Annotated in this window: 8 protein-coding genes; 1 reads left to right on the top strand and 7 read right to left on the bottom strand. The window is 36.4% G+C overall.

Translation table 11 applies throughout. The features are described 5' to 3' along the window. Window positions 1-436 precede the first annotated feature (436 nt). Both LNP23_RS07715 and LNP23_RS07710 read right to left on the bottom strand, forming a co-directional pair. Window positions 437-757 carry an MmcQ/YjbR family DNA-binding protein gene (locus LNP23_RS07715; RefSeq protein ID WP_230004481.1) on the bottom strand — a complete coding sequence of 107 codons (321 nt, stop codon included), beginning with the start codon at window positions 755-757 and terminating at the stop codon, window positions 437-439. 31 nt (window positions 758-788) lie between these two features. Continuing rightward, entirely contained in the window at window positions 789-1544 is a 756-nt protein-coding gene (locus LNP23_RS07710) for an NUDIX hydrolase (protein WP_230005144.1), read from the bottom strand. 311 nt (window positions 1545-1855) lie between these two features. On the opposite strand from LNP23_RS07710, the gene LNP23_RS07705 reads away from it, so the two are divergent. Then, window positions 1856-2113 carry a hypothetical protein gene (locus tag LNP23_RS07705; RefSeq protein WP_047773272.1) on the top strand — a complete coding sequence of 86 codons (258 nt, stop codon included), beginning with the start codon at window positions 1856-1858 and terminating at the stop codon, window positions 2111-2113. Window positions 2114-2158: 45 nt separating this feature from the next. Here the strand turns inward: LNP23_RS07705 and LNP23_RS07700 are convergent, their stop codons facing one another. From LNP23_RS07700 to LNP23_RS07680, 5 genes are all read right to left on the bottom strand, one after another. Next, the gene (locus LNP23_RS07700) at window positions 2159-4387 is read right to left on the bottom strand and encodes a glycoside hydrolase family 3 N-terminal domain-containing protein (RefSeq protein ID WP_230004480.1); all 2229 of its coding nucleotides are present in this window, start codon (window positions 4385-4387) and stop codon (window positions 2159-2161) included. Window positions 4388-4652: 265 nt separating this feature from the next. Beyond that, window positions 4653-6413 (bottom strand): cellulase family glycosylhydrolase, encoded by a 1761-nt coding sequence (locus tag LNP23_RS07695; RefSeq protein ID WP_230004479.1) that lies wholly within the window; start codon window positions 6411-6413, stop codon window positions 4653-4655. Between the two features lie 82 nt (window positions 6414-6495). Further along, on the bottom strand, window positions 6496-8760 hold the full coding sequence (locus tag LNP23_RS07690) for a glycoside hydrolase family 3 N-terminal domain-containing protein (RefSeq protein WP_230004478.1): 2265 nt from the start codon (window positions 8758-8760) through the stop codon (window positions 6496-6498). 83 nt (window positions 8761-8843) lie between these two features. After that, window positions 8844-10304 (bottom strand): glycoside hydrolase family 30 protein, encoded by a 1461-nt coding sequence (locus LNP23_RS07685; protein ID WP_230004477.1) that lies wholly within the window; start codon window positions 10302-10304, stop codon window positions 8844-8846. Between the two features lie 193 nt (window positions 10305-10497). Beyond that, a complete protein-coding gene (locus tag LNP23_RS07680; protein ID WP_230004476.1) occupies window positions 10498-12039 on the bottom strand; it encodes a RagB/SusD family nutrient uptake outer membrane protein in 1542 nt (513 codons plus the stop codon).

Raw genomic sequence — 12039 nt, 5'->3', positions numbered from 1 at the left:
GGCTAAAGCCCGCATCGATACCCTTTTAGATCCGTTGGTTAAAACCAACGGCTACTAAAAAAAATACTTATTGAATGTCTTTTACTAAATATACTAAGGGTAAATTATCTTTTTTTAGGTACTACAGTAGCATAGAAAATTAACAACGCATCTTGAGGCATTTCGGTTGGAACTTTGGCCAGATTTACTATTGCAAATACGATTTATCACCTTGAAAATTAGTCTTTTCAATTGAAAATAATCAATCTAGATTTCAATAGCCGTTGGTTTTAACCAACGGTCACGTATGTTTCAATTAATAGGCTTTAGCCAAAATCTTGCGCTCAGGGTTTTGGCTAAAGCCCGCATCGATGCCTTTTTAGATTCGTTGGTTAAAACCAACGGCTACTAAAAAAATACTTATTAAATGTCTTTTACTAAATATACTACGGGTAAATTATCTTTTTTTAGGTGCTACAGTATTATAGGAAATCGACAAAGCATCCTCAAACATTTCAGTTGGAACTTTGGCAAGATCTACAAATGTCCAACCTTGCTTTCCCCATTTGTTGGGAATGGGGTAAAAAATCATTTCACTTGAGGCACAAAAAACAGATTGGTCTATTTCATTGAATTTAAAAACACCCAGGTTCTTTTTCTCATCAATGGTAGCAAATATTTTTTTCTTTATTCGGAAAGAGATTTTCTCAAAATGAGGCTCTTCTGTTGCTTCGGGAAGTGCCAAAGCTAAAGTCCTAAATGCTTCAATAGTTATCATAATCGTTTATTTTAAAATTAAACTTTTATTCTTACCAACCCTGATTCAATCCGTTTTTAAGGACTTCTTCGTATTTGTCTTTATCAAAAGTATACAAATTTGGGGCTTTGTGCGCAACATTACTTTTCTTTTCGTCGAGTTTCTTAAGGATTCCGATATGGGTTATTTTCCGTAAAAAATTTCTTCTGTCGAGCTTTTTATCCAAAATGGTTTCATACAACTTCTGAAGCTCCGGAATCGTAAATTTTTCGGGCAATAAATTATAGCCAATTGGCATCAAATTCAATTCTATCCGAAGTGTATGCAGGGCTTTATCGAGAATTTCTTTATGATCTAAAATCAGTTCCGGAACTTCTTTGTGATCAATCCATTCTATAATTTCGTGATTATCTTCTTTTTGTGGAATGGCTTTTAGAAAATCGACTAAAGCATAGTATCCGATTGTTACGAACCTTTGTGTAAACCATTGACCGGCGTCTTTTGGAATTTCAAAATAATCCAGCACTGTACTATCAAAATTAGGATCTTTTCGTTTTATACTGCCAAAAGTGGCAAATTGTCTTAAAAAAATCCCCTGCATTCCCGTGCGATCATTCAAGACGGTAACGGCAGCAGTATCGATATCTTCCTTAATTGGTACAAATCCACCCGGCAATGACCATTTGTTATCGTAGGATGTTTTAATCAATAAAACTTTAAGCTGATTGTCATGAAACCCAAAAATAACACAGTCGATCGAGAGACCCGGCTGGTAATTTTCGCTATTTAATAGTATCTCTTTCAATATGTGTTTTCTTAAATCAATACGCTCTTCTTCAAACGAACGTGCAATTTAAACCATTTTTACAAAAGAAAATATTTTTTTACAAATCAGCCCCTAATAACCTCTATTTTCTTAGAAAAACGGAAAAAACTAAATGACTCATAATTTTTACTTAAAATTAAAATCGAATTAAAAAAAGAAGTACATTGCGTCATAATAACACATTTGATAAATAAATTGTTATTATTTGATATAAAAAAGAATACAACTACAAATTGTGTTTGTGTTTGTTGCTTTTACAAGAAGATAAAAAATCAAAAATTAACGCAAGAGTTATGATTACCAATCCGTTAAAAAACATAAATAAAACGATCCAAACTAAAATCTGGACTTCTTTTGGTTTTGTCTCTAAAACTTATCTTTTAGAGGCCTCTTTGAAATATAGTGAAGAACAAGAGCGAATTTTCAACCAAATGATTGTTGAAACGGAAACCAAAAACAAAAAAGAAAAACGCGAAGCTTTTGATAAAGCCTTATATGCATCCTATAAAGGAATTGGCGCTATGGATTTTATAAACACGGTTTTGAAATAATTCAAAAAAGTGGATAATAATCCATAACCCCAATTTTAATTGACTTTAATATACTAATTCAAAGCCAGATTTTAATTTAATATCTGCTGATGAAGCTCCGATCATAACCTCGAAATCTCCCGGTTCAGCATTCCATTCTAATTTATCATTGTAAAAAGAAAGCTTCTCTTTGTCAATTGTAAATTCTATATTTTTAGATTCTCCCGCATTTAATTTTACTTTTTGAAAATCTCTTAGTTCTAAAACAGGTCTTACTACAGATCCAAATTTGTCTTTTATATACAGTTGAACCACTTCTTCTCCGGCAACTTTTCCAACATTTGACAGTTGAAAAGAAACTTTAATTGTTTCGTTATTCTTCATTTTTAAAGACGAAAACTTCAAATCCGAATAATTGAATTTTGTATAACTCAATCCATATCCAAAAGGAAACTTTGGTGAATTTTTTAAATCGATATAGGAAGAAACATAACCTGTCGAATTTTCATTCGGAGCCGGTCTTCCGGTGCTAAAGTGATTGTAATAAATTGGAATTTGCCCTACTTCTCTTGGAAAAGTCATTGGCAATTTTCCGGAAGGATTGTAATCGCCAAACAAAACATCGGCAATAGCATTTCCGGCTTCTGTTCCCAGCCACCAGGTATATACAATAGCAGGAACATTGTCTGCTGTCCAGTTAAAAATAAGCGGCCTACCCGCATTTACCAAAACAACAACCGGTTTCCCCGTAGCCTGAATTGCTTTTACTAAATCTTCCTGAACTCCCGGTAAGTGAAGATCGCTTCGACTTTTGGCTTCTCCGCTCATGTCACGTCTTTCACCAATACTCAGAATAACGACATCGGCCTGTTGGGCAGTGGCAATGGCTTCTGCAAAACCGTCTTTATTCTCTCCGTCTACTTCACAACCTTTGGCGTAAAGCAATTTGGTATTTTTGCCGACTTTATTTTGCAATCCGTCCCATTGAGAAACTACCCATTTATTGTAATCTACATCCGGTAATTCAACCGACCAGAAACCCATATTGGCTTTGTATTCTTTGACCATTGGGCCAATAAATGCAATTGTTTTCAAGTTTTTAGAAAGCGGTAATGTTTCGTTATCATTTTTTAATAAAACGATACTTTTCTGCGCTACTTCTCTGGCTGCTTTTCTATTCTCCGGATTATTTAATACTTTTTCGGCTCTTTTTTCATCTGAATATCGGTACGGATCTTCAAATAATCCCAGTTCGAATTTCTTGCGTAGGATCCGTTTTACAGCATCATCAATCAAATCAACAGCTACCTTTCCTTCTTTTACTAACTCCGCTAAATGATAACGGTATGCATTACTTTCCATATCCATATCACTTCCTGCTGTGATGGCAGAAAGCGCTGCGGCTTTAAGATCTTTTGAATAACCGTGGGCTACCATTTCTCCGATAGAACCCCAGTCAGAAACTACAAATCCTTGAAAATTCCATTTTCCTTTTAAAATATCGCGCTGTAAATGGACATTTCCTGTAGCCGGAATTCCGTTTAAATCATTAAAGGAGTTCATAAACGTTGCTGCTCCTGCATCTAATGCTGCTTTAAAAGGAGGTAAATAGGTTTCAAACAACATTCTTTCGCTCATATCTACCGAGTTGTAATCTCTTCCGCCGGTAGCGGCGCCATAAGCTGCAAAGTGTTTCACACAAGCCATAACAGAATTTAGATCTCCCAATTTGTTGCCCTGAAATCCTTTTACTCTCGCATAAGCAATTTTAGACCCCAAATAAGTATCTTCTCCTGCTCCTTCCATAACTCTTCCCCAGCGTGGGTCACGCCCAATATCAACCATAGGAGCAAATGTCCAATGAATTCCGCTTGCAGCTGCCTCGGTAGCCGCAACTCTGGCCGCTAATTCTATAGCCGCCAAATCCCAACTTGCTGCTTCCGCCAGCGGAATAGGAAAGGTAGTTTTGTATCCGTGAATAACATCCTGACCAAATAACAACGGAATTTTTAAACGGGACTGCATGGCCAATTCCTGATATTGTCGGGTATATTTTGTTCCGACAATATTTAGCATTGAACCTACAATTCCTGCTTTTATTTCGGCTTGTTTGTTTGCGTTGATCGTAATTGGTCCTGTTGCAGCGTTATCCCCTGTGTACTGATTAAGCTGACCAATTTTTTCCTCCAGAGTCATTTTTTTCAATAAATCATTTACTTTCTGATCTATTGACTGTTGTTGCGCTATCGCAAAAAAGGAAACCAGCAACAAACTAATTGTCGTTATTCTGTTCATATTAATTTAATTATCTTCTATTAAAACCGGTAAATGATCTGATGCGTATTTTAAGTTTTTGGAATCAATTAGCACTGCCTGTTTCTTAATTTTTAAATTCTCTCCACAAAATAAACCGCTGACAAAAAACAATATTTGTGTTGAAACAATAGTGTTTATTTTTTCCCTATTAAAAATCTAATTTCTCAAAACTTGTCTTTGTAAGTGCTTTGAGAAAAAAAAATAGTTTAAAAAAAAATGCTAATTATAAATTTCACATCTGTTTTTAATTACTTTTTGAGCGCTTTTTTCTGCTGGCGGCAAACTCTAAATAATTCAAATTGAAATTTCCTTTGTCAAAAACTACTTTGATTTTATTAGTTCCTTTATTCAATTCTACTTCAGACAAAACAATTGTTTTCCAGTTGTTGTTTCCTCCCGTTGAAGGAAGTGAAATACTTTCTGTTTTCTTTCCGTTATCCATTTCCAGATGAAGCTTTCCTTCTTCATTTTCAGATGAATAGCGAATCGAAACCTTATAACTGTTTTGTTTTGCAACTTCGACTGTATACTGCAACCATTCGTCGTTTTCTATAAACGAAACTTGGTAACCATTTGAACCTGAATCGTTGCAAGGCAGAATGTCAACACCATCATTTCGCATGGTATTTCCTTTGTTCCATTCGTCAAATTTCCCTGTTTCAATTCTGTAATTTACAAAATCTTTATCGTAATATGCAAACCCAGTGGTTCCTAAGTCGTAATGTGTTGCCGCAATCTTGCCCGGAATTGCGTTTTTTTTGTAAGGCTTTGTAGCGTTGGTTTGCACCTGTCTGAACATGGCATCAATTACATCCGGCTTCACCGTTAAGTTCTCCATTTTATAATTATCTGCTATTTTCATCAACGTTTTTTTCGCAAAATCGGCCGATGGTTTTTCACCTCCGTCTTTCCAGTATTTTAATAAAACATCGTATTCCGGAATCTTGGCTACTGAAGTTACTCCAGCAATATTTTCGATTTTTTTCATTGGCCAAAAAGCCCACCCAATATTATTTCCTTCCATCAATGTAAGGACATCTTTGAACCATACATTTGAATTTTCACCACTTTCACCCAACCAAATCGGAACATTGTATTGTGTTCGGTAGTTTAGCATTTTCTGAATCGATTCTGTGGTGTTGTAATTCCAATATTTATGAAAGCTCAGAGCCATGTTTTCGTCCCATAAAGGAAAAATTCCGTTGTAGTTATTCCCCCAGCAATTTCCTTCAATGAAAATTAAATGGTTTGTATCTACTTCACGAATCGCTTTAGTAACGGCTACCATCAAATCTCTCAATGGTCCGTTTCCGTTTTCATCACAACCGTTTTTATTGGTTCCTGTGAAATTCCAGTTGGGTTCATTGACAATATCATAAGCCCCGATCCATACATTATCTCTGTAGCGGGCGGCTAACTTTTTCCATAAAGCAATCATTTTTTTCTGATTTGCTTCGCTTTGCCATAAAGATGGTTTGGTAGTGTCATAGTCCGAAATGGCGGCATCATTTCCTTGTCCACCTGGAGCGGCATGCAAGTCTAAAATAAGGTACATTTTGTTTTCGGCACACCATTTCAGTAAGTTGTCGGTCATGGTAAAACCTTCTTCAATCCAGGTAATTTCACCATTTTTCTCAGCTTCAATTGGTGGTGTGTATAAATTATAATGCATGGGCAAACGAATAGAATTAAATCCCCAGGCTGCTAACGAATCAACGTCTCTTTTTGTAATTCCGTTTGCTTTGTAGGCGGCATAAAACTCCTTTGTTCCCTCTTCGCCAATGACATCCTGAATTTTCTGTTTAATAACATATTGCGGACTGGCAAAGGGCTGCGTTTGTAACATATATCCTTCCTGCACCATCCAACCTCCGGTTCCTAGTCCTCGTAATAGTATATTTTTTCCGCTGCCGTCAACAATTTTCTGTCCGTCCCGGTGTAAAAATCCTTGTGCGAATGAAGTGGCGGAAAGCAATAATTGCAATAGTAAAATTATTTTTTTCATATTATAACTGTCTTTGCTTGCTTGATATTTAGATTTAAACCTACAAGGTTTGGGAAACTTTGCAGGTTTAGGTCCTTTTTGGTTATTTAAGTAGAAAATCCTTTTTTAGATTTGAGATTTGAATGGTAAAAGTTCCTTTCTCGGAAATCCATTTTAGATCCTCATTTACAAATTGCAAGTCTTTTTGATTTAAAGTAAACTTTACTGTTTTGGTTTCGTTTGGTTCCAGACTAATTTTCTCAAATCTTTTTAGTGCTTTGACTTCGGGCGTTATCGAAGCAAAATTATCAGACAGATAGAGTAAAACGGCTTCTTTTCCGGCTCTTTTACCTGTATTGGTTACCTCGACAGAAACATTTACTTCCTCTGTATTGTTAATTTCTGTTTTGTCAATTTTTAAATTTGAATAGGTAAAAGTAGTATAGGATAATCCGCTACCGAATTCGAATTGTGGAGAATAGCTTTTCTCATATTTAGCATCGTTATTTTGCTCTTCGTCGGCTAAGCTCTCGGTGTATTTTCTGTTGTATTTTTCTAATGAATTCGGGTATTTTGGGTAATTGTAAGGTAGTCTTCCACTTGGATTTACTTCTCCGTATAAAATATCGACTAACGCTCTTCCTCCTTCATTTCCGGGTAAATAACATTGCACGACGGCGCTCATTTTATCTTCAAAATCACTGATTAATCGTGGTCGGCCTTCATTTAAAACTAAAATAATCGGTTTGTTTACTTTTGCTAATGCCAAAGCCAATTTTATCTGAGACTTACTCATAAAGATATTGCTGATGTCTCCGGGAGTTTCGGTGTAATTTTTCTCTCCAAGACACAAGACAATTTTTGAAGCACTTTTGGCCAACTCTACTGCTTTTTGAATTTCGGCATCGTCTTCTTTTTCAATATCCGCACCAGCGGTGTACAACACATTTTCTTTCCCCAGTTTGGCTTGAAAAGCTTCTAAGATGGTTAATTTTTCGGCTGCGTAGGTATCTGCATTTTCTCCTTGCCAGTTATAAGACCAGCCTCCATTCAGGTTTTTCATGCTGTTGGCAGTTGCTCCTGTTACAAGGATTTTTTCGTTTTTATTTAAAGGTAAAACCGCATTGTTGTTTTTCAATAAAGTAATCGATTCGGCTGCTGTTTTATAGGCTTCCTCAATGTGTTCGGCAGAACCAAATTTTGGATACTCTTTTAGATTTGCTACTGTATTTTGAAACAGATTCAATTCGAATTTCATTCTTAAAATTCTCGATACCGCATCGTCGATACGAGACATTGGTACCTCTCCTTTTTTAACTAAATCAACCAAATCCGTATAAAAGGTAAATTCTTCGGGTACCATGCTCATATCTATTCCGGCCATAACAGCTATACGAACGGCGTCTCTTTTTGTTTCTACTACTTTATGTCTTGTATTGAGATAGATAATATCTTTCCAATCTGTCACTACAACACCTTCAAAACCCAATTCGTTTTTAAGAATATCTGTGATTAAATGTTTGCTTGAATGCACCGGAGTTCCGTTGATTTCTCCGGAACTTACCATCACACTTTTTGCTCCGGCTTTTATAGCAGCCTCATAGATTGTTAGGTCGTATTGTCTTAAAATGCGTTCGGGAATAATACTGGGTGTACGGTCTTTTCCGGTTGTGGTACTTCCGTAACCAATGTAGTGTTTCATACAAGATGCGACACTATATTTAGAGCCTACATTGTTTCTTTCAAAACCATTTACCAAAGCCACAGCCATTTTGGAAGATAAATAGGCATCTTCTCCAAATGACTCCCACATTCTGGACCAAGCGGGATTTCGTGGAAAATCTAAATCGGGAGAAAAAACCCATGGAATTGAAGACGCTCTGGTTTCGTAAGCCGAAATCTCAGCACCACGTTGTACTAAATCGGTATTAAAAGTGGCTGCCAATCCAATTTGTTGTGGAAATAAGGTCGCTCCAGCCGTATAACTTGCTCCGTGTATCGCATCAATACCATATAATATTGGAATTTTAAGCCTCGATTTATTGGCTTCATTTGTAATAGCCGTCATCGTTTCCTGCCACCTTTGTAGTGTTGGCGCTCCTGGATTTGGCACATTCAAAATAGAACCGATGTGGTATTCCTGAATTCCTTGTTTTAATTTGGCGGCATCAAAATATCCCGGTCTTTTTGCATCTTCAAAAACAGTAACCGTAATTTGAGTCATTTGACCCACTTTTTCTTCCAAGGTCATTTTAGACAATAACTCAGAAACTTTAGCATCTATTTCAGCTCTTGTCTTTTTGACTTCCTGACTCCATGTTGCTCCACAAAAAAGGAAGGCAATTACTAGAAACTTTGTATTTTTCATTTGATCTTATTAAATTAATATCTCATTAAAAAATGGGACTAATAGGGATGATTCAAATTAGCCCCTAACTAACTTACAAAATATTAATACACCAGCGTTTGTATAGCATGTGCAGGAATCTTTACAATTGCTTGTTGGGTTGCAATAATAAAGTTGTAGGTAATCTCATTGTCTGTATTGTTCATTACTACAGTCGCCATTTTACCGTCCGTATTCAAAAAAGAAGTACTTGACAGGTAACTACGACTTACCGAAGTACTCACTCTAACCGCATTTGGACGAATAAATTTAGAAAAATGTCCAATGTAATAGTACGAAGGGGTGTAAATTAATTCTCCTGTAGTGGTGTCTGCATGTATCGGTGCGAAGCAAAAATTGCCTACATGATTGGGTCCTCCAAACTGGTCTAAAAGAATGTTCCAGTCTGTCCAGCCCACGGTACCGTTGTTAAAATCATTAATCATAGACAAACCGTATTTTTCTGCATTTGGCCAGAATTGGTATTTTGTCGCGTCAAATTTCTCCACACAACCTTCTGTAAAAATTAATTTTTTATCGGGATAAGCTTCGTGTACTTTCGCTACATTATCAAACATCGGTTTTGCTCCTGTCCAGGTCTCGTACCAGTGAAAACCCATTCCCCAAACATATTTAGAGGCTTCGGGATCAGAGAAAATTACATTTGCTCTTTGTACCATTAAATCACGGTTATGATCCCAGGCGATTAGTTTTACATCACCTAATCCGTCTTTTTTTAATGTTGGTCCAAGAAAATTCTTCAGGAAATCTCTTTCTTCCTCGGCGGTATACAAACAAGATTCCCATGTTTGGGTTGCCATTGGCTCATTTTGAACCGAAGTTGCCCAAATTGGAATTCCTTCTTTGTTGTATTCCTTTATAAATTTCACATAAAAATTAGCCCATGACTGAAAATATTCGGGTAATAACTTCCCTCCTTTTAATACATTTTTATTGCTTTTCATGAAAGCATTCGGCGACCATGGCGCTACATAGGTTATCAATTTTCCACCAGCCGTTTTGATGGCTTCTTTGATCATGGGTATGCGGTATTTGCGATCATGATCAATCGAAAAGGTTTTTAAATCTTTATCACCTTCTTCGATATAAGAATAACTTCCGCTGCTAAAATCAGAACTTTGAATAGTTGTTCTTAGCAATGAATATCCGATTCCTTTTTGAGTATCGTAGTAAGCGTTTAAAAATTCAGTTTGCTTTTCTTTTGATAATTTGGCAAAAATCTCGGCACTGGCGTCTGTAATTGCCCCTCCAATTCCGAGAAAATGCTGAAATTGTTTTGAAGGTTCCACAAAAACAGACAACTCGGTTTCTACGGGTTGTTTTGATACTGTAAAATCTAAATTAGCTGTAGGAGTTAATCTTAATTCTGTATTTGATGCCGTGGTATAAACTGTAATTTTTTTATTCGTAGTTGTAAATTTCTGTTGCTTTTTTTGATCTTTCTGCTGTGGAAAAACAGTTAAAGAAAAACACAAAAACGCAATAATAAAGCCCATTTTTTTCATTGAGTATGTTTTAATCGGTAAGACTTTTATAAAATTCATTCGCCAAATCAGCTCTCATTTGATTTAAAAATAGCCCATACTCATAACGATTATGGGCCATTTCAACAACCGAACTTAAACTAACTTATAGGAGATTGCTTTGAAAAAACAGCTGTTAGACAGCTGTTTCTACTATCAATTCTCAACAGTACTATTATTGTGGATATCCTGTATTCTGAACTATTTTAGTGTTATTGAATTCACTATAAGGAATTGGGAAAGCTTCATTTTTATTCGCCTGAAATCCTTTGAAAGCCAATTTAGCAGCGGCTTCACCCGTTCTAACTAAATCAAACCAACGATGTCCTTCACCTGCCAGTTCTAATCTTCTTTCTGCTAAAATAGCAGGGATAGAAACGGGTACAGCTGTTAATCCCGCTCTTAATCTAACTGCATCTAAAAGTGCCTGAGCTCTTGCTCCTGTTCCTCCTAATGCTTCGGCTTCTAATAAGTAAGTATCTGCTAAACGAATGATATAGGTATTGATCCCAAAATTCAGGAAAGGATTACCCGGTTTGATATCTGCATTAAAAGCGGCATACTTAATAAAATGATAGCCTGTTTCTTGATAACTGTCTTTGTACGTTATAAGCCCATTTACGTCGTCATTATCAACACCTCTTGCAGCAGCGGCATTAAAAATAGTAGAAGCATAACGAGGATCATCTTTCAAAACAGCCACCAACTGAGGTGTCACTACCATGAAACCCCAACCGTTAATATAATTCGGCAAAAGTGCGTCTATCCCTTTAGGTTTTCTTGAGTAATCTCTGATTCCCATTAACTGAGCGGCAACATTTCCTTCATCATCACCTCTTTCAAAATTACCCCAGTCCGCATTCGATTTATCGGTATAGGTAATTTCAAAAATAGATTCTGTATTAAATTTATTGGCGTGGTTCCATAAATCTGCAAAAGCAGGCATCAATTTATATCCGTAGCTACTTGTTCCGCCCGGAGTACCATTAACCTTCGCTAATTCAACAGCGGCTTGTGTTTTTTTGTTATCGTATAAATATACTTTTCCTAAAAGAGCCGTTGCTGCTCCTTTAGTAAATCTTCCTAATTCAGCCGGAGGCAATGTCATTGGCAAATCTGGAATTGCTTCGTTCAAATCTTTTTCGATTTGTACATATACATCCTCTGGTTTGGCTTGCATAACTAACGGAATTTCATCTTTAGTTAGTTGTGTCAATATCAAAGGAATGTTTTTAAACATTCTAACCAGATCAAAATAATAGTAAGCACGTAATGCTTTTACTTCTGCTGCGAATCTTATTTTCTTGGCAGTATCCATTGGAATACCCGGAAGTTTGATCAACATAATGTTACATCTTGCTACCCCTTTGTAATAATCTGCCCAAATTGCCGGTGGAATATTTGCCGGACTTACAGTGTAGTTAGAAGCAACCTGAAGTCCGGGTTGATCGTCTGAACCACCTCCTCCTGCAAAGAAATCATCAGAGGCAGAATTTAAGAATAACAGCGGCGCATTTTCCATTGCTCCTGCGAACTTTCCTAATTTATCGTAAGCGGCAACCAAACCTGAATAGGCTTCGGTTTCATTTCTGTAAAAATTATCTTCATACACTACACCATCACCTTTCACTTCTAATTTTTCATCTGTATCGCAAGCTCCGAGTGTAAGTAGCACTCCGAAAGCAATAAATGATTGTTTAAAACGTATAAGTTTCAT

The organism is Flavobacterium cupriresistens (assembly GCF_020911925.1).
Taxonomy (GTDB): Bacteria; Bacteroidota; Bacteroidia; order Flavobacteriales; family Flavobacteriaceae; genus Flavobacterium; species Flavobacterium cupriresistens.
This window is presented reverse-complemented; position numbering and strand designations above follow the sequence as displayed.